Below are 21,136 nucleotides of genomic sequence, written 5' to 3' on the forward strand. Positions count from 1 at the left end.
CGACGGGTCCAGTCCGCCTCCCTACCGCGCAGCCTCCGCCAGCGCGGTGATCGCCCTTGTCGCTTCCGTATCGTTGAGACTGGCGAAGCCGAGCCGCAGCCCCCGCGGCGCGGTATCGCGCGCCATGAACGAGCGGTAGCTGGCGAAACGCAGGCCCTGCGCCCGTGCGCGCTCCTCCATCCGGTCGAGATCGCCGCGGAACTTCACCCAGAACGCAAGCCCGCCGTCCGGGACCGCGAAATCGACATGTTCGCCGAGATGCGCGTCAAGCAAGGCCGCGAAGGACTGGCGGCGTTCGGAATAGACACGCCACGCCTTGCGGGCATGGCGGCGCAGTTCACCGTTGCGGATGAGTTCGGCGGCGGTTTCCTCGGTAACGGTATTGCCCATGCCGTCGGTCAGCGAGACCCGGTGCGCCACGGCGTCGATCACCGCTTCGGGCGCAGCAAGGAAGCCGATGCGCAGCGCCGGCAGCAGCAGTTTCGACATCGACCCCAGATAAAGCACCTGCCCCGGCGCATAGCCCGCCATCGGCAACAGCGGCTGAGACTGGAAATGAAATTCGTGGTCGTAATCGTCCTCGATGATCGCGACACCAAACTGTCTTGCGATTTCAAGCAATTGCAGCCGCCGTTCCGGGCGAAGCGCGATCGTGGTGGGGAACTGATGGTGCGGCGTCAGGAACACCGCGCGCACCGAGTGGCGGCGGCACATCGCCTCGACCTCGCCCACGTCGATCCCCTCGTCGTCTAGCCCCACCGGGATCACCTTGCCGCCCAAAGCGCGGATCGCGGCGACGGCGGGCTCATAGGTCAGTTCCTCCACGATCACCGCATCGCCCGGTTCGATCAGCACCTGAAGCGCGAGGAACAGGCCGTTCTGGCTGCCCCTGGTGATGCAGATATTGGCCGGGGTCACGGGCAGTCCGCGCTGGCTGCGCAGCATCTCGGCGATCTGTTCCCGCAGCAGTTCGGAACCGCGCGGATCGCGGTATTGCAGGCGATTGGCGCGCGAGGCGCGGCTGATCGCCGAGCGATAGGCGCGGGCAAGCTGGTCTGCCGGGAAAATCCGCCCGTCTGGCGCGCCTTCGTCCAGCTTGATGCCCTTGCCGCCGGGCAGCGCCAGCGGCCTCTCGGGCGGTTCGGAAAAGCGGTAATGCGTCTGCTCGAACCGCCGATCCGCTTCCTGCCCGCCCTCGGCAGCCGCCGCTTCCGGCGACTGGCTGCTGGGCAGCGAGCGCGAAACCACGGTGCCGCGCGTCCCCTCAGTGGAAAGCCAGCCCTGCGCGATCAGGTCCTCATAGGCGAGCACCACGGTCTTGCGATTGACGCCGAGCGCCCCCGCCAGTTCGCGGCTGCTCGGCAGGTATGTGCCCGAAGCGAGCCGCCCGGTCTCGATATCCCGGATGAGCGCATGGATGATCTGCATATAGATCGGCGTTCCGCGCTCGGGATCGATACGTTCGCCGAGAGTGACCTGCCAGGGACGCAGCATGTTCGTTTTCGCCTTCCTCGTAAGGAGGTTCCTTCGCTAACATCCCATTCCGCGATGGACCATGGGAATTTTCCAATACAGGCATTTTTACGGACCACTGCGCCATTACGGAGCCGTTACCCAAAACGCATGAGGATCTGGAAAAATCATTCAATCCATCACTTAAGCCCTGAATCTCCTGCAAAATGCACCTGACAGAGAGCGACAGAGAAGGGGTAGAACGCCGCAGAGGGTGCCAGAAGCGCCTCATTTCCCGCTTGCCTGCCGCGCCTGCCTGTCCAAAGGACAAGCGCCATGACCGAGACCACGCTTTACGACCGGATCGGCGGCGCGCCGACCATCGATGCCCTTGTCGACAGCTTCTATGCCCGCATGGACGAACTCGATGCAGCGCGCACCATCCGCGCCATGCATCCGCAGGACCTTGCCCCGCTTGGCCAGGTGCTGAAGGACTACCTTTCCGAATGGCTCGGCGGCCCGGCGCTGTTCTCTCCGGTGCGCGGCCATCCCCGCATGCGCCAGCGCCATATGCGCGTGCCGATCGATTCCGCCGCGCGCGATGCATGGCTGCTGTGCATGCGCGGGGCGCTGGCGCAGACCGTGGCCGACGAAGCAGCAAGAAGCGCCATCGACGATGCCATGGCCCGCCTTGCCGACTGGATGCGCAACGTCCCCGACGAACCCGCCGCCGAAACCACGATTAGCCAGAACTAATCGCCTCTCAGGGCAATCCCCTTCGCCTTTCCTGCGGCGCCGGGCCTAGAATGACGGCCTGAAATTTCGATAATGCAGGAGAGCACGTGATGAGTGGTATCGTCGTCCAGAACATCGAGCGGGCCGACCCCGCCGTGATCGACGGCCTCGCCAAGTGCGGCGTCGCAACCGTCCATGAAGCCCAGGGTCGCACCGGCCTTCTCGCCAGCTACATGACGCCGATCTATCGCGGTGCCCGCATTGCCGGTTCGGCCGTGACCATCAGCGCCCCTCCGGGTGACAACTGGATGGTCCATGTCGCCATCGAGCAGCTCAAGGAAGGCGACGTGCTGCTCCTTGCCCCCACCAGCCCCTGCGAGGACGGCTATTTCGGCGACCTGCTGGCCACCAGCGCCATCGCGCGCGGCTGCCGCGGCCTGATCATCGACGCCGGCGTGCGCGACGTGCGCGATCTTACCGAGATGGAATTCCCGGTTTGGTCCAAGGCGATCCACGCACAGGGCACCGTCAAGAACACGCTCGGCTCGGTCAACGTGCCGGTGGTCTGCGCCAATGCCGCCGTGAATCCCGGCGACGTGATCGTGGCCGACGATGACGGCGTGGTCGTGGTCCCCCGGGAAAAGGCCGCCGAAGTGCTCGCCGCCGCGCAGGCCCGCGAAGCCAACGAAGGCGAAAAGCGCGAGAAGCTGGCCGCAGGCGTGCTCGGCCTCGACATGTACAAGATGCGCGAGCGCCTCGAAAAAGAAGGCCTCAAGTATGTCTGAGCGGATCACCTCGTGGCACGCGGCCCCGAGCAAACCGCTCTACACGCCGCCCGCCGGCGCCATTGACGCGCATTGCCACGTCTTCGGCCCGATGGCGCAGTTCCCGTTCAGCGCCAAGGCCAAGTACCTTCCCGAGGACGCCGGGCCGGACAAGCTCTTCGCCCTGCGCGATCACCTGGGCTTCGCCCGCAACGTGATCGTGCAGGCAAGCTGCCACGGCACCGACAATGCCGCGACGCTGGACGCCATCGCCAGGTCGGACGGAAAGGCGCGCGGCGTGGCCGTGGTCGATCCGGCGATCTCGGACGCGGACCTCGCGAAGCTGCATGAAGGCGGCATTCGCGGCATCCGCTTCAACTTCCTGAAGCGCCTTGTGGACGATGCGCCGAAGGACAAGTTCCTCGAAGTCGCCGGCCGCCTGCCCGAAGGCTGGCACGTGGTGATCTACTTCGAGGCCGATATCCTCGAGGAAATGCGTGCCTTCATCGCCGCGATCCCGGTGCCGGTCGTGATCGACCACATGGGCCGCCCGGACGTGACGCAGGGGCCGGACGGCGCGGACATGAAGGCGTTCCGCACGCTGCTCGAAAGCCGGGACGACATCTGGTTCAAGGCCACCTGCCCCGACCGTCTCGACCCGACGAATGACCCGTGGGACAAGTTCGCCGAAGCAGTCGCGCCGCTGGTGGCGGACTATCCGGACCGCGTGATCTGGGGCACCGACTGGCCGCACCCGAACATGCAGGACAACATCCCGGACGACGGCCACCTCGTTGACATGATCCCCCGCATCGCGCCCACGGTGGAGCTTCAGCAGAAGCTGCTCGTGACCAATCCGATGCGGCTTTACTGGCCGGAAGAGCTTTAAGATAAAGGGAAAAGCAGGGGCCGTCGCCCCTGCACCCCCGACTTTCTCGGCGCGCCCCGCACTCGCGGTTGGCGCGCCGATTGCATCGGGAGACATAAAAAGCCTGCGGCGCAGGGAGTGCACGAGGCATCTGCGCGCGCAAGGTCGACATTCCGAGGGTCCGGGGGATCATCCCCCGGGTCTTCCTCTTCTACTTCAACCTTTCCGCGTGCCAGCCGACATGCTCGGCCATGAACGTCGAGATAAAGTAGTAGGAGTGGTCGTAGCCCTCCTGCATCCGGATCGTCGCAGGCTGGCCCGCCCTGGCGCAAGCCTCCTCCAGCAGATGCGTCTTGAGCTGGCCTTCAAGGAAGCCGTCGGCCGTGCCCTGATCCACCAGCAGGTCCGGCAGCCGCGCGCCGTCCTCGATCAGTGCGCAGGCGTCGTATTCGCGCCATGCCGAGCGGTCCCCGCCGATATAGCCGGTCAGCGCCTTCTCGCCCCATGGGCAATTGAGCGGCGACACGATCGGTGCAAAGGCGCTGACCGAGCGGAAGCGCGACGGATCGCGCAGCGCGATCGTCAGCGCGCCGTGGCCGCCCATCGAGTGGCCGGTAATCCCCTGCCGCGCCATGTCGGCGGGGAAGTGCTCGGCGATCACGGCGGGAAGCTCGGTCTCGATGTAGGAGCGCATGCGGAAGTTCGCGCTCCAGGGTTCCTGCGTCGCATCGACGTAGAAGCCCGCGCCCTTGCCGAAGTCGTAGCCTTCGTCGTCCGGCACATCGTCGCCGCGCGGAGAGGTGTCCGGCGCGACGAGGATCACGCCATGCTCGGCGCAGGCGCGGCGGAACTCGCCCTTTTCGGTGACGTTGGCGTGGGTGCAGGTCAGCCCCGAGAGGAACCACAACACCGGCAGCTTCGTGCCCGGCGCATGATCCGGCACGAAGACCGAAAAGGTCATCGGTGTGCCGGTTTCGGCGGAGGCGTGGGTGTAGACACCCTGCACCCCGCCGAACGCCCGGTTGGTCGAAACCGTCTCCATCAGAAGACGACGACCGAACGGATCGACTTGCCCTCGTGCATCAGGTCGAACGCGGTATTGATCTCTTCCAGGCCCATGACGTGGGTGATCATCGGGTCGATCTCGATCTTGCCGGTCATGTACATGTCGACGATCTTGGGCACGTCGGTACGGCCCTTGGCGCCGCCGAACGCGGTGCCGCGCCAGTTGCGGCCGGTGACGAGCTGGAACGGGCGCGTCTCGATGGTCTTGCCCGCTTCGGCCACGCCGATCACGATCGAGGTGCCCCAGCCGCGATGGCAGGCTTCCAACGCGGTGCGCATCACTTCGGTGTTGCCGGTGGCGTCGAAGGTGTAGTCCGCACCGCCGTCGGTCATCAGCACAATCTTGGCGACCACGTCCTCGCGGCTCATGCCCTTGGTATTGAGGAAGTCGGTCATGCCGAAGCGGCGGCCCCATTCCTCGCGGTCGGGGTTGATGTCCACGCCGATGATCTTGTTCGCCCCGGCAAGGCGCGCGCCCTGGATCACGTTGAGGCCGATGCCGCCAAGGCCGAAGACCACCACGTTGTCGCCCACCTGCACCTTGGCGGTGTTGATGACCGCGCCGACGCCGGTGGTGACGCCGCAACCGATGTAGCAAGAGGACTGGAACGGCGCGTCCTCACGGATCTTGGCGACGGCGATCTCGGGCAGAACGGTGAAGTTCGAGAAGGTCGAGCAGCCCATGTAGTGGTAGATCGGCTGGCCCTTGTAGGAAAAGCGCGTGGTGCCGTCCGGCATCAGGCCCTTCCCCTGCGTGGCGCGGATCGCGGTGCAGAGGTTGGTCTTGCCCGAAAGGCACGACTTACACTGGCGGCATTCCGGGGTGTAGAGCGGGATCACGTGATCGCCCGGCACCACCGAGGTGACGCCCGCGCCCACTTCGCGCACCACGCCCGCGCCTTCATGGCCGAGCACGCTGGGGAAGATGCCCTCGCTGTCGAAACCGTCCAGCGTGTAGGCATCGGTATGGCAGATGCCGGTCGCCATGATCTCGACCAGAACCTCGCCCGCCTTGGGGCCTTGAAGGTCGAGTTCGACGATTTCGAGCGGCTTCTTGGCCTCGAAGGCGACGGCGGCGCGGGTCTTCATGGGGTATGCTCCTGAAATTCTGAAGGCCTTTGTAGGACCGCGCCCTGCTGTGATAAAGCGGCCGTTCTGAAAAGGATTATCACCATACGGGGACAATGATGCTCGGCCAGTGGGACGGTATCGAGGAGTTCGTGATCGTGGCGCGCCTCGGCAGCTTCACGCAGGCGGCCGAGGCCTACGGCGCTTCGGTTACGCACATGAGCCGGGCGCTGGCGCGGCTGGAGGCGCGCCTGCAGGTGCAACTGCTTCACCGCACCACGCGCTCGCTGCGGCTGACCGAGACGGGGCAGATATTCCTCGAAACCTGCCGCCGCCTGATCGAGGAACGGGACGAGGCCATCGCCGCCATCACCTCGCAAGGCGAGCCGCGCGGGCATTTGCGCGTCACCTGTTCCTATGCGCTGGGCGAGAAGTTCGTGGCGCCGCTGGTGCGCGAACTGTCGCAGGCCTATCCGGCGATCTCGGTGACGCTGGACCTCGACAACTCGCTGGTGGACCTGATCGCCGATGGCTACGATCTGGCGATCCGCACCGGCCATCTGGAGGACTCGCGGCTGGTGGCCACCCGCGTCGCCTCACGGACATTGGTGACGCTGGCCTCGCCCGCCTACCTCGACGCGCGGGGGCGTCCTTCCGATATCGCCGACCTTTCCCGCCACGAATGCCTCGTCGGCTCGGCCGCGCAGTGGCATTTCCGGGGCGGCCGGACCTTTCGCCCGCAAGGACGCTGGCGCTGCAACAGCGGCAATGCCCTGCTGGAAGCGGCGCTGGCGGGGATGGGCATTTGCCAGCTACCGGCGTTCTATTTAGGCGACCGTGTGGCCGCCGGAAGACTGGAGCCGGTGCTGGCGGCGCTGGCGCCGGAAGAAGAGCCGATCTGGGCGGTCTATCCGCAGCGCCGGCACCTCTCCCCCAAAGTCAGCGCGCTGGTGGCGCACTTGCGCGCGCAGCTGCCCGCAAGGCTGGCCGAAGCCAGCGCCTGACCCAGGTGCAGACTACCCGATGACCAGCGGGGGCGTGCCGCCCTCCTGAATATCGTCGTTGGCGTGTTCGACCGGATCGTCGATCGTCGAAGCGGGAACGGCGAAGCAGCCGTGGCGCTCCGCCCGTTCGCCAAGCTGCTGGCTCGACGTCAGGCTGATGAGCCAGGGCGAGGCGAGCAGGCCCAGCGTCAGCGGCGAAAGCCACAGCGCCGTCACCGGATCGATGAATGCCGTGGCCGCAAAGACGAGGCCGAGCGCGATGTGCTCCTTGAGGTCGGGCAGCACTTCGCGCACCGAAATGCGGCGGGCGTCGCGCTCCTGCGTGTTCCAGTGCGCCGGAATGCCCAGCGCAAGGCCGAACAGCGCCTTGACCTGCATCACCATCGTCACCGGCGCCAGCAGGATCGCCAGCGGCACTTCCAGCGCAACCGAGCGCAGGACGCCGCCGAAGCCGCCGAAGCTGCGGCGGCGCGTCCCGTCGGCCAGAACCCAGATGGTCCCCATCAGCTTGGGACCGAACAGCAGCAGCACGGTAAGCCACAGCACGCTCGGCGGGGTGCCCACGCCCAGAAGCTGGCCGCCCTTGCTGGCCGCGGCCTGCGCGATGGACGTCAGCAGCAGCAGCAGCCAGCCCGGCGAGGTGAGATAGGCCGATGCGCCGATCAGCAGGTGCAGGCGGCTCACCCAGTGCAGGCCCGATGCATCGAGCAGGCGCAAGTGCTGGAGGTTGCCCTGCATCCAGCGCCGGTCACGGATCGCGTGATCGACGATGGTGGGCGGGAATTCCTCGTAGCTGCCGTCGATCATGACCATGTGGACGGCCCAGCCCCGGCGGCGCAGGAGCGCGGATTCCAGCATGTCATGGCTGAGGATGTGCCCGCCGAACGGCGCCTTGCCCGGCAGTTCGGGCAAGCCGCAGGCTTCGGCGAAGGCGCGCGTGCGGACGATGGCGTTGTGGCCCCAGAAGTTCGATTCCGCGCCCGACCACCAGAGCAGCCCCGCCGAGGCGATCGGCCCGTAGGCCTCGCTGGCGAAGCGCATCCAGCGCTGGAACACCGTCTTGGCGTTGATGATCATCGGCACGGTCTGGAGCAGGCCGATCGAGGGGCGCTCCTCCATGATCGCGGCCATGCCGACGATGGCATCGCCGCTCATCAGCGAGTCCGCATCGAGGATCAGCATGTTCTCGTAAGCGCCGCCGAAGCGCTGGACCCATTCGGCGATATTGCCGGGCTTGCGCGCGATGTTCTTCTCTCGGCGGCGGTAATAGAGCGCGATCGGCGCCTCGGCGGCGAGTTCGCGCCAGGCGGCTTCCTCGCGCTTGCCGTGGAAGGCGTTGGAATCGCTGAGCACGAAGAAGTCGATCCACTCCGCCGCGCCCGAAGCCGCAATCGAATTGGTCATCGCCCGCACGCGGCCGAACGTGGCCTCGACGCTCTCGTTATAGACCGGCATGAGCACGGCGGTGCGATGCCGCAGCGAGGATGCCGGGCTGGGGATCGCGGTAAAGCCGGGATGCTTGCCGCTGATGAGCTGGAGGAAGCCGATCGTCGCGGTGACGAAGCCGAACGAGATCCAGCAGAACAGCGGCACGAAGAACAGCAGCAGGATCACCTCGATCGCGTCGAGCCCATCGCGCGAGAAGGCGAAACGCACTTCGCTGGAGGCGGCAAGGCCGATCATCGCGGTCAGCGCGATCAGCAGCAGGCGCTTCACCAGCATCCCGTGCGGACTGGTGGCAACGGCGATGGTGCCCGGCGCGATGCCGTCCAGATCCTGCACCGGCATGGCCAGCGGCGCTTCGGGCGGAAGCGGGCTCAAGGCGCGGTTCATGGCTGGACTCCCTGTATTACCGTTTCGCTGAGCGCCTGATCCCCGCGCTTCAGATAGAGCCTGAATTCAGGCGAGGGCACGGCCGCAGGCCGCACGTCGAGCGTGACCCGCCAGCGCCCGTCCTGCCCCGCCACCGGATAGGCGGCGGCGTGAAGCAGGGCCTTGGGCGGCAGGTTGGTCGCCGCGGTCACGCCGCTGTCGCGGCCAAGGCCCCTGAGCGCGGGACCATCGAAATCGAACACGAACTTGCGCGCCTCCTGCGAGACGGGCTCGTCGCCGGGCCGCCCCGCCGCGCCCTGCCAGCTATCGACGCAGCGCGCCGCCGTGCCCGCCGTCGGATCCTGGGAGGTCCAGGTGAGGCGATAGGCGAATTCGCGGCCCTGCCCCGCCTTCGCCGGCTGGTCGGAAACCCAGAAGGCGGCCACGTTGTCCTGCGTCTCGCTGCCCGTGGGCATGCGGTAGAGCATGACCGTGCCCGCGCCCCAGTCCCCCTGCGGCTCCACCCAGAGCGAGGGGCGGCGGTCGTAGAAGGCGCCGTCGTCCTGATAGTGGTCGAACGCCTGGTCGCGCTGCAGCAGGCCGAAGCCCTTCACATGGTCCGCCCGCAAGGCATTCGTGCGGTTCGCCGCGGGGTTGGACAGCGGCACCCAGATGCGCTCCCCGCTGCCGGTCCATATGGCGAGCCCGTCGGAATCGTGGATTTCCGGGCGCCAGTCCGCGCGCTTGGCGGAATCGGACTGATCGTACCAGAACATGCTGGTGATCGGCGCGGCGCCCAGCCGCTCGACATCGCGGCGGAAGAACAGCGCCGCGCGAACGTCCTGCGTCACCCCCGCGGTGCCCTTGCGGCAATCGAAGGCATAGGCGCCCGTCACGCTCGGCCCGTCGAGCAGGGCATGGATGCGCACCCGGTCAGGCCCGAGATTCTCGATCCAGAATTCGGTGAAGGCGGGGAATTCCTCGGCCTTGGGCAAGGCGGTGTCCACCGCGATGCCGCGCGCGGAAAGCCCGTACTGGTCGCGCGAACCGGAGGAGCGGAAATAGGAAGCGCCGAGGAAGGCCAGCCAGTCCGAATGCTGGTCCTGCGTCATGACGCGGAAACCTGCGGGATCGGCCTGCTTGCCGCCCACGAACAACCCGCGCGCATCGACGAGTTGCCGCGCGGAGCCGTTCTCCACCAGATGCAGCGTCACCGCATGGGGCGATGTTCCCCGCGCCGTGGGAAACAGCCTGACATCGCCGCCGAGCGCCTGTGCCGGGCCATATGTGAGCTTGCCCACCGCATCGAAATCGGCAACCGCATGGGGCGAGACTTGCGGCTCCGCCCATGGCCGTGCGGCCAGAGCGCGCGCCTGCTGGACCAGAACGTCCCACGAAAACGGACGCGCGGGGGCGAAGCGGGGCTGCGCCGCGGCCCGCGCCATCGGCGGCAGGGCCACGAAACCGGCGAGCGCGGCCACAAGTCCGGAAAATTCGCGCCGGGCGATCGATCTGTTTGCGACCTCGGTCGCGATCGTGCCTGCGTCCCTCATGTTAATTCGCTTCATGCGGTCAATACGCTTGGACGAAAGCAAAGTTTCGTCCGCGTCGTGAAGGTCCTTCTGTTGTGCAGCCCCCGGCGCGCGGTCTTGCCGGCGATTTCGGGGAGTCGGGCAGTCTCAGCGAGCAGGCGGGTTGCGCCATCCGATGATGACCTCGTCGCCAGGCTTGAGGTCGTTCGCGATGACTTCGGTGCGCTTGCCATCGCCCGCGCCGGTCGCAACATAGACCCGGCGCGGCTCTCCGTCCGCCGAAACGAGATAAATGCGCGCCCTGCTGCGATCAGCCGAGTTTTCCGGTTCGAAGGTCAGCGCGGCATCGGGCACCAGCATCACGCCCTTGCGCGGCGGCAGGGCGATCTCGACCGTGGCGGCCATGCCGGGGCGAACGGTCTGCGCCGGATTTTCCAGCGTGAACGCCGCGCGGCGCGAACCCGGCGCATCGGCGCGGTCTACCAGCACGCGCGCCAGCGTGGCCTGCTGCGCTTCGTCCGGCATCGCATCCAGCCGCACCCGCGCGACCGTGCCGGTGCCGATCTCGGCATTGCCGGCCTTGGCCAGCGGGACCTCGATCTCCAGCGTCTCGTCGCTGGCCGCCAGCGTGAACAGGCGCATCCCGGTGCGGACGCGCTGGCCGTTGCTGATGTTGCGATCGACCACGAAGCCCGAGAACGGCGCGCGGACCACGGCGGAGGCCAGCTTCTCGCTATCGGCCTTCAGGCTGCTTCTTGCGGCGGAAAGCCGGGCTTCGGCGGCGGAAACCTCGCGGCCGGCACGTTCCACGGCGCCGCGCGCACCTTCGAGTTCGTTGATCGCGGGAACCCGGTGGCCGGAGCGCCGCCAGACATCCTCGAACCGGCCGAGCTTGGCCGCCGCCTCCTCGCGCGCGGCGCGGGCGGCCGCAAGGTCGGATTCGGCGGCGGACACCAGCGCACGGTCCGCGGCGAGCGTGCTGCGCAGGGGCTCGGCGTCGATGGTGGCAAGGACTTGCCCTTCCTCCACCTTGCCGCCGGCCGGAACGCCTTCCGCCGTGACGGTGCCGTCCAGCGCCGCCGCCAGCACGACTTCGCCGCTGCCGTGGACGGTGCCTCGCTCGGACACCAGCGGCGTCACGTCGCCGCGTTCGACCAGGGCGGTGTAATAAGGAGAATCGGTGCCGCCCAGGAACCGCATCAGCAGGAAGATCGAGGCGATCACCGCCAGCGCCAGCAGCGCGAGGCTGAGCTTGTGCCCCCGCCCGCGCCGGTTGCCCGCGCCCAGGAATGTATCGAGTACGCCCGTTTCGGCTTCAGTCACAGGCCGCGCCCCCCACCGGCGGTTCGAGGTCGGCGGCGGACCAGCCCGCGCCTTCCAGCCTGTGCAGGCGAATCACCGCCGCCGCGCGGTCGGCATGGAGCGAAACCCGCGCCTCTTCGGCGGCCAGTGCTGCCGCCTCGGTGACGTAGAGCGTGGCGAAATCGCCGAAACCGGCGCGATAGGCCGCGCGCGCATCGGTAACCGCGCGCTTCGCCTGCGCGGCCGCATCGGCCAGCGCGGCTTCTCGGGGGCCGAATGCGGCAAGCGCCTGACGCGCGGACGCGATCTCGGCGCGGGCATCGGCCTGCGTCTTGTCGAGCTTGCGAATCGCCTCCCGCAAGGACGGCGGCACGGCCGCGCCATCCGGGTCGGCACGCGCCGCGTCGAGCTGCTCCTGCGTCACCTTTTCGTGCGCAAGGCTGGATTCGAGGCGGCTGCGCAGGGCCATGAGGTCCGCCCGGTGAAGCGGAGCATCGGGGGCGGGCGCGGTGCCCGGCGGGAAAGCGGGAATCTCGGCGCTTTCGCCGAGCGCGGTCAGCAGGGCATCGCCGTCCATCCCGGTCATCGCCGCAAGCGCGGCGCGCGCGGCATCGAAGCGGGCGCGCGTGGAAGCGACATCGGCATCGACCACGCCGGCCATGCTGTTGCCCAGCCCGCCGTCGATCGCGGTGACGAGCCCGGCCTGGCGGCGGAACTCGGCGATCACCGCATTGTCGCGGAACTGGTCGAGCCGCTCTGTCCGCAGCACGAGGATCAGCTGGAGCCTGCGGACCTGCACATAGGCCTGCGCCACTTCGCTGGCGCGGTCGGCGCGGGCCTGCGCATAGGCATAGGCCCAGGCGGAGCGGGCAGCGTCACGCTCGGGCGCCTCGTCCTTGCCCACCAGCGCGCGGACCTTCCCGGCAAGCCGCCGCGAAGCCGCCGCGTCGCTTTCCTCCTGCTGGTGAAGCCGCGCGGCCCGGCAGGCCAGATCGCCATCTGCGGCAAGGCCCCGCTCCACGAGGTTCGCGAGCAGCGGATCGCCTGCCGATTTCCACCAGTCCCCATCGGTCGGCGCTTCCACGGGGGGCGCCAGCGACAGGCTGGCGTGAACTTCGGGCGCCTGCGGCGTGGCGCAGGCGGCCAGCGCAAGTGGCACCGTAGCGGCCAGGGCACGGGGCAACGAACGGGGCAGCGCACCGGCCAGCGCCAGTACGAGCGGGCCGCCCGCGCGGCTTATGACAGCATGGTTTCGCACGTTGGCTGCGATAGCAGCAATGTTCGCTGAGGCAATCGTGCTGCGTATGCGAAGGCACCAACTTCTTGCAGTTCGGGGTAAAACCCCATCGCCGCCGCAGGCCGGAACATCCCTTTCGGCGCCCGTTTTCCCGCTGGCCAGACCGTAATACATCGAACGTCCCATCCTCCCGTGCATTCGGCTTCGGGAACCGAACGCACGGGACGGAAGAGAGTTGTCGAAATGCTTCGCGGTCAGGCGGCGTGGGCCGGCGAGCAGGGGCTCCGCCAGTTTACGACCTAGACCGGAAGCCCCACGTAGTTCTCGGCGATCACCCGCCGGGCGTGTTCGCTCGATGCGATATAGTCGAGCTCGGCAAGCTGCATCCGGCGCTCGAAGGGGCCATCGTCGGGGAAGCGGTGCATGAGCTTGGTGAGCGACCAGCTGAACCGTTCAGAAGCCCAGACCCGGCGCAGCGCCTTGGCCGAGTAGCCCGCCACGGCGTCGTTGTCGCCCGCCTTGAAGAACGCGCCGAGCGCCTCGCAGGCGTAGTAGACGTCGCTGGCGGCAAGGTTGAGGCCCTTGGCGCCGGTGGGCGGCACGATATGCGCGGAATCGCCGCAGAGGAGCAGGCTGCCGTGCCGCATCGGCTCGAACACGAAGGAGCGCAGCGGCGCGATCGACTTTTCGATGGAAGGGCCGCGCGTGATGTGCGCGGCGGCATCGGGGCCGAGGCGGATCGAGAGTTCGTCCCAGATGCGCTCGTCGCTCCAGTCCTCCAGCTTCTCGGTCAGCGGCACGTCGATATAATAGCGGCTGCGCGTGTGGCTGCGCTGCGAGGCGAGCGCGAAGCCGCGTTCGTGGTGCGCATAGATCAGTTCGTGATTGCACGGCGGCACATCGGCCAGGATGCCGAGCCAGCCGAAGGGATAGACGCGCTCGAAAGTCTGGCCGACGCTGGCCGGGATCGCCGCGCGCGAGGGACCGTGGAAACCGTCGCAGCCGACGATGAAGCGCGCGTCGATGCGGTGCTCCGTGCCGTCCTTCGCGTACGTCACGAAAGGCGCGTCGCTCTCGATATCGTGCAGGGCGACATCGACGGCCTGGTAGATCACTTCGAGGCCGCGTTCCTCGCTCGCTTCCATCAGGTCGCGCGTGAGTTCGGTCTGCCCGTAAACCATGACCTGCTTGCCGGTCAGCGCCTTGATGTCGATGCGGATCAGGCGTTCGCCGTCGGCCAGGTTGAACCCGTCATGCGGCAGCCCTTCGGCTTTCATCCGGGCATCGAGGCCGAGGCGCTCCATCAGTGCGACGGTGCCCTGTTCGAGCACGCCGGCGCGGATGCGGGAGAGGACATATTCGCCGGTCTGCCGCTCGACGACGACACAGTCGATGCCCTCGGCACGCAGCAGGTGTCCGAGCAAAAGTCCGGCCGGGCCGGCCCCGACGATGGCGACTTGAGTGCGCATGTTCGCATTCTCCCAATTTCAGACCTGCGGGCTCTCGCTCCTCTTGCGGGGGAGCCTCGCTTCGCCCTTGGGATTGACAGGCGCCGCCACCTGGCGGAATGCACCGGACGGCCATTCTTCCGGTACTTTCGAGACATGCCATGACAACAGCCCGGCCCGTCCCCTCTTATGTCCTCTATGGCGAGGACATACCCGACAGCTCGCCGGAATTCGGTCATATCGAGACGATCGCGGCCCGAAGTTCCTTGCACGACTGGGAAATCGCACCGCATCGCCATGTGCGCAGCGTGCAGGTCATGCTGGTATCGAAGGGACAGGTCACGCTCACGATCGACAATGTCACCGAGACGCTGGAGGGGCCGTGCCACATTGTCGTGCCGGTGGGCAGCGTCCATGGCTTCCGTTTCCGGCCGGAAACGGTCGGCTACGTGCTGACGCTGTCGAGCGGCTTCGCGCAGCGCCGCAGCGGCGACGCGGACCCGATGCTGCATGCCCTCACGCACGGGCGCGCGGGGATGACGCCGGCGGAGGTGCAGGATCGGGTGGAATTCCTGTCCGCCGAAATGCTGGGCATCACGCAGGACTGGCGGCGACCGAGCGGCCTGTTCCTGGCCATGGCGGAAGCCCTGCTGCGCTCGCTGGTGCCGGAGATCGCGGCCGACGGCGGCGACCACGGCAGCGACCTGCGCCTCTCCCGCCTGCGCCACCTCGTGGAACTGCACTTTCGGGACCAGTTGCCGATCGGCTGGTATGCGCAGCGGCTGGGCATGACCACGCGCACCCTTACCCGCCTGTGCCGCGCAAAGCTGGATTGCTCGCCGCAGGAACTGCTTCACGCCCGCCTTGCCCTGGAAGCGCAGCGCCTGCTCTGCTTCGCCAATGCCAGCGTGGTGCAGGTCTCGAACGAACTGGGCTTCTCGGACCCTTCGTACTTCTCGCGGTTCTACTTGCGGATGACGGGGCATCGCCCGCACCTCGACAAGTCCACTCACGCCCATGGAGAATGAGGGCGCCCGGCCCTCACCCTCCCGTCAGGTCAGGTCAGGTCAGGTGACGTCCATCGCGTAGCCGGCGGCGCGCACGGTGCGGATCGGATCGGTGTCACCGTCGCGGTTGATCGCCTTGCGCAACCGGCGGATGTGAACGTCCACCGTGCGCTCGTCGATGTCGGAGTCCATGCCCCAGACCCCGTCAAGGATCTGCTGGCGCGAGACCACCCGGTTCGGGCGTTCCATGAAGTAGCGCAGCAGGCGGAATTCGGTGGGGCCGAGGTGCAGTGCCTCGCCGCCGCGGCGCACGCGGTGGCTGGTGGCATCCAGCTCGATGTCGCCCCACTGGAGCACGTTGCCCGCCAGCGAAGGCCGGGCGCGGCGCAGCAGCGCCTCGATACGGGCCAGCAGTTCGCGCGGGGAGAACGGCTTGGTCACATAGTCGTCCGCACCGGTCTTGAGGCCGCGGATGCGGTCCTCCTCCTCGCCGCGGGCGGTGAGCATGAGGATCGGGATCTGCGCCGTGTCCTTGTCCTTGCGAAGCTGGCGGCAGACCTCGATGCCCGGCACATGCTCGATCATCCAGTCAAGAATGATGGCATCGGGCACCTGTTCCTGCACCATCAGCAGGGCTTCCTCGCCGTCGCCGGTGCTGCGCACCTGGTATCCTTCGGCGCTGAGGTTCCAGGTGAGCAGTTCGCAAAGGGCGCGGTCGTCTTCGACGACAAGGACGGAAGGGTTCACGGCAGGTCCCTTGTATCGTCGGTCTGGCTGTCGCGCTCGGCGTGGTATTCGCCGGTCGCGGCATAGTAGACCATTTCGGCGACATTGGTGGCGTGATCGCCGATGCGTTCGAGGTTGCGGGCGATGAAGAGAAGCTGCGCGGCGCTGGAGATCGTCGCCGGGTTCTCCATCATGTGGGTCAGCAGCGAGCGGAACAGCGTGTTGTAGAACTGGTCCAGCTTCTCATCGCGGCGGATCACTTCCTGCGCCAGCGCGGCATCGCGCGAGCCATAGGCATTGAGCACGTCGCGGACCATGCCCTCGGCGATCTCGGCCATCATCGGCACGAGTTCGAGCGGCTCGATCTTGCCCCGGTTTTCCAGCGCATTCACGCGCTTGGCGATGTTCTTCGCATAGTCGCCGATGCGCTCGATCACGCCGGAGATCTTCAGCGCGGCGATCACGTCGCGCAGATCGTCGGCCATGGGCGCGCGCAGCGCGATCGTGCGGACGGCGAGCCGGTCCACTTCGGCTTCCAGCGCATCGAGGCGCGCATCGGCCGCGACGACTTGCGCGGCGAGTTCCTCGTCATGCTGCGTGAGCGCGACGATGGCGTCGCGGATCGCGACTTCGGCGAGCCCGCCCATTTCGGCGACGAGGCCGCGAAGCTGCCCGATCTCGCTGTCGAAGGCCTTGACTGTATGATCGACCATTTGGTGTCTTCCCTGAATTTCCCTGACTTATAGCACCGGCGGCGGGCCGATCAGCCGTAGCGGCCGGTGATATAGTCCTTGGTCTTTTCCTCGCGCGGGGTAGTGAAGATCTGGCTGGTGTCGCCATATTCCACCAGGTTGCCGAGGTGGAAGAACGCCGTGCGCTGCGAAACGCGCGCGGCCTGCTGCATCGAGTGCGTGACGATGACGATGGCGTAAGTGTCCTTCAACTCGTCGATCAGTTCCTCGATGCGCGCGGTGGCGATCGGGTCGAGCGCGGAGCACGGTTCGTCCATCAGGATCACTTCCGGGCTGACGGCAATGGCGCGGGCGATGCACAGGCGCTGCTGCTGGCCGCCCGACAGCGCGGTGCCGGGCTCCTGCAGGCGGTCCTTCACCTCGTCCCACAGGCCCGCCTTGGTCAGCGAGCTTTCGATGATCCCGTCGAGGTCCGCCCTGGACGGCGCCAGGCCGTGGATGCGCGGGCCATAGGCGATGTTCTCGTAGATCGACTTGGGGAACGGGTTCGGCTTCTGGAACACCATGCCGACGCGGGCGCGCAGGGCCACCGGGTCCATCGAGGCGGCGTAGATGTCCTCGCCGTCCAGCAGGATCTCGCCGGTGACGCGGGCATCCGCGATCGTGTCGTTCATGCGGTTCAGCGAACGCAGGAACGTCGACTTGCCGCAGCCCGAGGGGCCGATGAAAGCGGTGACGAGGCCGTTGTCGATCTCGATAGAGACGTTGTTGATGGCCTTTTTGGGGCCGTAGAACACGTCGACGTTACGGGCGGTGAGTTTGGCTTTTGTCATGTCTCTACCAACGCACTTCGAACTTGTTTCGAAGGTAAATCGCGAGGCCGTTCATCGCCAGCAGGAAGACCAGCAGGACGATGATCGCAGCGGAAGTGTTCTGGACGAAACCGGCGTCGATCTCGTCAGACCACAGGAAGATCTGCATCGGCAGCACGCTGGAGGGATCGGTGATCCCGCCCGGCGGGGTGACGACGAAGGCGCGCATGCCGATCATCAGCAGCGGCGCGGTTTCACCCAGCGCGCGGGCCATGCCGATGATGGTGCCGGTGAGGATGCCGGGCAGCGCAAGCGGCAGGACGTGGTGGAACACCGTCTGCATCTTGCTCGCCCCGATCGCCAGCGCGGCGTCGCGGATCGAGGGCGGCACCGCCTTGATCGCGTTGCGGCCCGAGATGACGATGACCGGCATCGTCATCAGCGCCAGCGTGAGGCCGCCGACCAGCGGCGAGGAGCGCGGCATGCCCAGCGTATTGATGAACACCGCAAGGCCCAGCAGGCCGAAGATGATCGAGGGCACCGCCGCGAGGTTGTTGATCGAGACTTCGACCCATTCGATCCAGCGCGCGCGGGGAGCGAATTCCTCGAGGTAGATCGCCGCCAGCACGCCCATCGGGAACGAGAGCAGCAGGGTGACGAGCATCGTCAGCAGCGAACCCTTGGCTGCCCCCCAGACGCCGGCGACGTCGGGATCGGTTGAATCGGAGCCGGAGAGGAAGTTCCAGTCCAGCCCGCCGAGGCCGTTCTTCAGCATGATGACCAGCAGCAGCGCCAGGAAGGCGAGGCTGAGGACGATCGCGCCAAGACCGATCAGCTTGAAGCGGCGCTCGGAGGCATTGCGGCGGGAAATCCGGCGCAATGCCTCGGGCGTTTGCCAGCGTGCATTGCCGTGGGTGCCGTGGGGGACGGCGCCCCCGGCGGTGCCCCCGCGCGCGTCACTGAGAGATGCGTTACTCATAAGCTTCCCGGAAGCGCTTCACCACGCGCAGCGCGATGATGTTGAGGATGAGCGTGACGATGAACAGCACCAGGCCCAGCGCGAAGGCGGACAGGGTCTTGGGGCTGTTGAATTCCTGGTCGCCGGTCAGCATCTGCACGATCTGGTAGGTGACCGTGGTCATCGAGGCGAAGGGATTGGCCGAAAGGTTCGCGGCAGCGCCCGCGGCCATGACGACGATCATGGTCTCGCCGATGGCGCGGCTGATCGCCAGCATCACGCCGGCGACGATGCCGGGGAGCGCGGCGGGCAGCAGCACTTTCTTGATCGTTTCCGACTTGGTGGCGCCCAGCGCCAGCGAACCGTCGCTCATCGCGCGGGGCACGGCAGCCAGAGCATCGTCCGCCATCGAGGAGACGAAGGGAATGATCATCACGCCCATGACGACGCCGGCAGCCAGCGCGCTCTCGGTAGACGGGTTGGACATGCCGAGCGAACCTGCAAAGTCGCGGAAGATCGGCGCCACCGTCAGCGCGGCGAAGTAGCCGTAGACCACCGTGGGAATGCCCGCGAGGATCTCCAGCATGGGCTTCAGCCACTTGCGGATCGTGCCCGAGGCATATTGCGTGAGGTAGACCGCGCTCATCAGGCCCAATGGGATGGCCACGATCATGGCGATGATCGCGCCTATGTAGATCGTGCCCCAGAACAGCGGCACCGCGCCGAAGCTGTCGGCCAGGTTGTCCGGCCGTGCATTGCCGGGCGACCAGTGCGTGCCGGTGAGGAACGCGATCGGCGAAACGTCCTTGAAGAACATCCCGGCCTCGAACACCAGCGAGGCGACGATGCCGAACGTGGTCAGCACCGCCATCAGCGAGGCGATCAGCAGCAGTCCCAGCACGCCGCGTTCCACGCGGGTGCGCGCGGGATAGCCGGCCCGGATGCGGGTGAAGGCCCAGCCGCCGCCGGCCAGCGCGACGATCGCCACCAGCAGCCCGCCGATCAGCCCGAAGCGGCCATGCGCCTCGCGGACCGGGACGGACAGGCTGTTGGACAGCGGATTGAACGCCACCGCATCGGGATTGTCGGCGATGGTCTTCGCTTCGGCAAGGATCGCCGCGCGGCTCATCGCATCGGCGGGAAGCTGCTGCGCGGCGGGGTCGGCCATGACCGCCCCGTCCACGAGGCCAGGCATGATCGCCTGCCACGCCCCCCAGGCGACCAGCGCCGGGATGACGATCCACAGGGCGACGTGCCATGCGTGATAGCCGGGCATCGAATGCATCGAGCCCCGGCCGGTATGGAGCAGCCGGGCCCGGCCCCGTGCGGCAAACCAGCCGACGAGACCGAGGCCGAGGACGGCCAGGAGAACTCCGGTGAGAATCATGAATGGCCGCCCTTCGCGTCCCAGTCGTCCAAGGTGATTACTTCAGTTCGGCCGGGTCGAGCACGGTCATCTTGGCGGCGATCTCGGCGCTCTTGCGGCGCACGTCCTCAGGCGCGATCACCATGCCCTTGGCCTTGAGCGAACCGTCGGGGCCCCACGACTTGGCCCATTCGGCCACGTAGCCCTGGAGGTCCTTGATCGGGCCGAGGTGCTGCTTCTTCACGTAGATGTAGAGCGGGCGGGCGCCGGGATAGGTGAAGTCGGAAATGGTGGCGTAGGTCGGCTCGATCCCGGACATGGTGATGCCCTTGATGGTGCCGGTGTTTTCCTCGAGGAACGAGAAGCCGAAGATGCCGATGGCCTTGGGGTTCTGCGAGATCTTCTGGACGATCAGGTTGTCGTTCTCGCCGGCGTCCACATAAGGGCCGTCCTCGCGGATGTCGTGGCAGATCGCCTCGTACTTGTCCTTGGCGGTTTCCTTGAGCGCGGCGGTCACGGCATCGGTCTTGCAGCCTGCTTCGAGGATCAGTTCCTTGAGAGCATCGCGCGTGCCCGAAGTCGAAGGCGGGCCATAGACCAGGATCGGCTCGTTCGGGAGCGACGGGTTCACGTCCTTCCAGGTCCTGGCGGTGTTCGGCTTGCCATAGGGATTGGCGGCCAGCGCCTTGTAGACGTCGGTCGGGGTCAGCTTCATGCCGGGGCCGTTCTTGCCCTCGGCGAAGGCGATGCCGTCAAGGCCGACCTGGATCTCGACGATCTCGGTCACGCCGTTCTTGCGGCATTCCTCGAATTCCGACTTCTTGATGCGGCGCGAGGCATCCTCGACGTCGGGGTGCTGGGCGCCGACGCCCGCGCAGAACAGTTTCATGCCGGCGCCGGTGCCGGTCGATTCGACCACCGGGGACTGCGCGCCGGTCTTCGCATACTGTTCGGCAATGACGTTGGCGAAAGGCGCCACGGTGGAGGAGCCCACGGCTCGCACGAAATTGCGCGAACCCGCGGTGGAGCCGCCCGAACCGCCACAGGCGCTCAGGGCCAGCACGGAAACGGCGGCAACAATGATTGTCTTGGTCGGACGCATGGATTTGACCCCTTGGGATTTCTTCTGCGACGCCCCTATTGGGATAGCATGACACTTCCATGACAATGAAGTGACATAACTCGGCAAGTCACGCAAATGCTGGGGTTCCAGCGCTTCGAACCGCCACCCGGCCAGGCGCCGCGAACCTGTTCTGGGCCTCGGCCGGGTCAGCAGGATGACAATCGT

19 protein-coding genes are annotated in these 21,136 nt (G+C 67.0%); 5 read left to right on the forward strand and 14 right to left on the reverse strand.

Going from position 1 to position 21,136, the window contains the following annotated elements; all coding sequences use genetic code 11:
* Window positions 1-21: 21 nt before the first annotated feature.
* A complete protein-coding gene (locus U9J33_RS15220; protein ID WP_185996848.1) occupies window positions 22-1,494 on the reverse strand; it encodes a PLP-dependent aminotransferase family protein in 1,473 nt (490 codons plus the stop codon).
* Between the two features lie 294 nt (window positions 1,495-1,788).
* Here U9J33_RS15220 and U9J33_RS15225 point away from each other — a divergent pair, with 294 nt between their 5' ends.
* The 3 genes from U9J33_RS15225 to U9J33_RS15235 all read left to right on the forward strand — a co-directional run bounded on the left by U9J33_RS15225 (window position 1,789) and on the right by U9J33_RS15235 (window position 3,840).
* Window positions 1,789-2,208, forward strand: a complete 420-nt coding sequence (locus tag U9J33_RS15225; protein WP_185996847.1) for a group II truncated hemoglobin — start codon at window positions 1,789-1,791, stop codon at window positions 2,206-2,208.
* Window positions 2,209-2,297: 89 nt separating this feature from the next.
* On the forward strand, window positions 2,298-2,972 hold the full coding sequence (gene ligK / locus U9J33_RS15230) for a 4-carboxy-4-hydroxy-2-oxoadipate aldolase/oxaloacetate decarboxylase (protein WP_185996846.1): 675 nt from the start codon (window positions 2,298-2,300) through the stop codon (window positions 2,970-2,972).
* Window positions 2,965-3,840: an amidohydrolase family protein gene (locus U9J33_RS15235; protein ID WP_185996845.1), complete on the forward strand. Its 876-nt coding sequence runs from the start codon at window positions 2,965-2,967 to the stop codon at window positions 3,838-3,840. The genes ligK and U9J33_RS15235 overlap by 8 nt, the downstream gene beginning before the upstream one ends.
* A 190-nt stretch (window positions 3,841-4,030) precedes the next feature.
* On the opposite strand, the gene fghA is transcribed toward U9J33_RS15235, so the two are convergent.
* Both fghA and U9J33_RS15245 read right to left on the reverse strand, forming a co-directional pair.
* Window positions 4,031-4,861, reverse strand: coding sequence for an S-formylglutathione hydrolase (gene fghA, locus U9J33_RS15240; RefSeq protein WP_185996844.1), 831 nt, complete (start codon window positions 4,859-4,861; stop codon window positions 4,031-4,033).
* Window positions 4,861-5,973, reverse strand: coding sequence for an S-(hydroxymethyl)glutathione dehydrogenase/class III alcohol dehydrogenase (locus U9J33_RS15245; protein WP_324696461.1), 1,113 nt, complete (start codon window positions 5,971-5,973; stop codon window positions 4,861-4,863). The genes fghA and U9J33_RS15245 overlap by 1 nt, the downstream gene beginning before the upstream one ends.
* A 95-nt stretch (window positions 5,974-6,068) precedes the next feature.
* Here U9J33_RS15245 and U9J33_RS15250 point away from each other — a divergent pair, with 95 nt between their 5' ends.
* The gene (locus U9J33_RS15250; protein ID WP_185996842.1) at window positions 6,069-6,956 is read left to right on the forward strand and encodes a LysR substrate-binding domain-containing protein; all 888 of its coding nucleotides are present in this window, start codon (window positions 6,069-6,071) and stop codon (window positions 6,954-6,956) included.
* A gap of 12 nt (window positions 6,957-6,968) precedes the next feature.
* On the opposite strand, the gene mdoH is transcribed toward U9J33_RS15250, so the two are convergent.
* From mdoH to pobA, 5 genes are all read right to left on the reverse strand, one after another.
* A complete protein-coding gene (gene mdoH / locus U9J33_RS15255; RefSeq protein WP_054436339.1) occupies window positions 6,969-8,789 on the reverse strand; it encodes a glucans biosynthesis glucosyltransferase MdoH in 1,821 nt (606 codons plus the stop codon).
* Window positions 8,786-10,321, reverse strand: a complete 1,536-nt coding sequence (locus U9J33_RS15260; RefSeq protein ID WP_324696465.1) for a glucan biosynthesis protein — start codon at window positions 10,319-10,321, stop codon at window positions 8,786-8,788. Before U9J33_RS15260 ends, mdoH begins: the two co-directional genes overlap by 4 nt.
* A gap of 126 nt (window positions 10,322-10,447) precedes the next feature.
* Window positions 10,448-11,623 (reverse strand): efflux RND transporter periplasmic adaptor subunit, encoded by a 1,176-nt coding sequence (locus U9J33_RS15265; RefSeq protein ID WP_185996839.1) that lies wholly within the window; start codon window positions 11,621-11,623, stop codon window positions 10,448-10,450.
* Window positions 11,616-12,860: a TolC family protein gene (locus U9J33_RS15270; protein WP_324696467.1), complete on the reverse strand. Its 1,245-nt coding sequence runs from the start codon at window positions 12,858-12,860 to the stop codon at window positions 11,616-11,618. Before U9J33_RS15270 ends, U9J33_RS15265 begins: the two co-directional genes overlap by 8 nt.
* A 278-nt stretch (window positions 12,861-13,138) precedes the next feature.
* Entirely contained in the window at window positions 13,139-14,308 is a 1,170-nt protein-coding gene (gene pobA / locus U9J33_RS15275; RefSeq protein WP_324696469.1) for a 4-hydroxybenzoate 3-monooxygenase, read from the reverse strand.
* Window positions 14,309-14,448: 140 nt separating this feature from the next.
* On the opposite strand from pobA, the gene U9J33_RS15280 reads away from it, so the two are divergent.
* Entirely contained in the window at window positions 14,449-15,315 is an 867-nt protein-coding gene (locus tag U9J33_RS15280) for a helix-turn-helix domain-containing protein (RefSeq protein WP_324696471.1), read from the forward strand.
* Window positions 15,316-15,354: 39 nt separating this feature from the next.
* Here U9J33_RS15280 and phoB read toward each other — a convergent pair whose 3' ends face one another.
* Genes phoB through U9J33_RS15310 form a run of 6 tightly spaced genes read right to left on the reverse strand, consistent with a single transcriptional unit; the run spans window position 15,355 to window position 20,950 of the window.
* A complete protein-coding gene (phoB, locus tag U9J33_RS15285) occupies window positions 15,355-16,041 on the reverse strand; it encodes a phosphate regulon transcriptional regulator PhoB (protein ID WP_054439334.1) in 687 nt (228 codons plus the stop codon).
* On the reverse strand, window positions 16,038-16,733 hold the full coding sequence (gene phoU, locus U9J33_RS15290) for a phosphate signaling complex protein PhoU (RefSeq protein ID WP_054439332.1): 696 nt from the start codon (window positions 16,731-16,733) through the stop codon (window positions 16,038-16,040). Before phoU ends, phoB begins: the two co-directional genes overlap by 4 nt.
* Before the next feature lie 50 nt (window positions 16,734-16,783).
* Window positions 16,784-17,545 carry a phosphate ABC transporter ATP-binding protein PstB gene (gene pstB / locus U9J33_RS15295; RefSeq protein WP_054439330.1) on the reverse strand — a complete coding sequence of 254 codons (762 nt, stop codon included), beginning with the start codon at window positions 17,543-17,545 and terminating at the stop codon, window positions 16,784-16,786.
* A gap of 4 nt (window positions 17,546-17,549) precedes the next feature.
* Window positions 17,550-18,503, reverse strand: coding sequence for a phosphate ABC transporter permease PstA (gene pstA, locus U9J33_RS15300; protein ID WP_132469284.1), 954 nt, complete (start codon window positions 18,501-18,503; stop codon window positions 17,550-17,552).
* Window positions 18,496-19,869, reverse strand: coding sequence for a phosphate ABC transporter permease subunit PstC (gene pstC / locus U9J33_RS15305; protein ID WP_324696477.1), 1,374 nt, complete (start codon window positions 19,867-19,869; stop codon window positions 18,496-18,498). The genes pstA and pstC overlap by 8 nt, the downstream gene beginning before the upstream one ends.
* A 37-nt stretch (window positions 19,870-19,906) precedes the next feature.
* Window positions 19,907-20,950: a substrate-binding domain-containing protein gene (locus tag U9J33_RS15310; RefSeq protein WP_324696479.1), complete on the reverse strand. Its 1,044-nt coding sequence runs from the start codon at window positions 20,948-20,950 to the stop codon at window positions 19,907-19,909.
* Between the last annotated feature and the right edge of the window lie 186 nt (window positions 20,951-21,136).

This window comes from Novosphingobium sp. RL4, assembly GCF_035658495.1.
Classification (GTDB): domain Bacteria; phylum Pseudomonadota; class Alphaproteobacteria; order Sphingomonadales; family Sphingomonadaceae; genus Novosphingobium.

Excerpts from the sequence above, each read along its gene's own strand:
- U9J33_RS15260 (WP_324696465.1), bottom strand. The coding sequence starts at position 10,321 with ATGAGGGACGCAGGCACGATCGCGACCGAGGTCGCAAACAGATCGATC.
- ligK (WP_185996846.1), top strand. The coding sequence starts at position 2,298 with ATGAGTGGTATCGTCGTCCAGAACATCGAGCGGGCCGACCCCGCCGTG.
- U9J33_RS15225 (WP_185996847.1), top strand. The coding sequence starts at position 1,789 with ATGACCGAGACCACGCTTTACGACCGGATCGGCGGCGCGCCGACCATC.
- pstC (WP_324696477.1), bottom strand. The coding sequence starts at position 19,869 with ATGATTCTCACCGGAGTTCTCCTGGCCGTCCTCGGCCTCGGTCTCGTC.
- U9J33_RS15220 (WP_185996848.1), bottom strand. The coding sequence starts at position 1,494 with ATGCTGCGTCCCTGGCAGGTCACTCTCGGCGAACGTATCGATCCCGAG.
- fghA (WP_185996844.1), bottom strand. The coding sequence starts at position 4,861 with ATGGAGACGGTTTCGACCAACCGGGCGTTCGGCGGGGTGCAGGGTGTC.
- phoU (WP_054439332.1), bottom strand. The coding sequence starts at position 16,733 with ATGGTCGATCATACAGTCAAGGCCTTCGACAGCGAGATCGGGCAGCTT.
- U9J33_RS15235 (WP_185996845.1), top strand. The coding sequence starts at position 2,965 with ATGTCTGAGCGGATCACCTCGTGGCACGCGGCCCCGAGCAAACCGCTC.
- mdoH (WP_054436339.1), bottom strand. The coding sequence starts at position 8,789 with ATGAACCGCGCCTTGAGCCCGCTTCCGCCCGAAGCGCCGCTGGCCATG.
- U9J33_RS15280 (WP_324696471.1), top strand. The coding sequence starts at position 14,449 with ATGACAACAGCCCGGCCCGTCCCCTCTTATGTCCTCTATGGCGAGGAC.
- pstB (WP_054439330.1), bottom strand. The coding sequence starts at position 17,545 with ATGACAAAAGCCAAACTCACCGCCCGTAACGTCGACGTGTTCTACGGC.
- pobA (WP_324696469.1), bottom strand. The coding sequence starts at position 14,308 with ATGCGCACTCAAGTCGCCATCGTCGGGGCCGGCCCGGCCGGACTTTTG.
- U9J33_RS15250 (WP_185996842.1), top strand. The coding sequence starts at position 6,069 with ATGATGCTCGGCCAGTGGGACGGTATCGAGGAGTTCGTGATCGTGGCG.
- U9J33_RS15310 (WP_324696479.1), bottom strand. The coding sequence starts at position 20,950 with ATGCGTCCGACCAAGACAATCATTGTTGCCGCCGTTTCCGTGCTGGCC.
- U9J33_RS15245 (WP_324696461.1), bottom strand. The coding sequence starts at position 5,973 with ATGAAGACCCGCGCCGCCGTCGCCTTCGAGGCCAAGAAGCCGCTCGAA.
- pstA (WP_132469284.1), bottom strand. The coding sequence starts at position 18,503 with ATGAGTAACGCATCTCTCAGTGACGCGCGCGGGGGCACCGCCGGGGGC.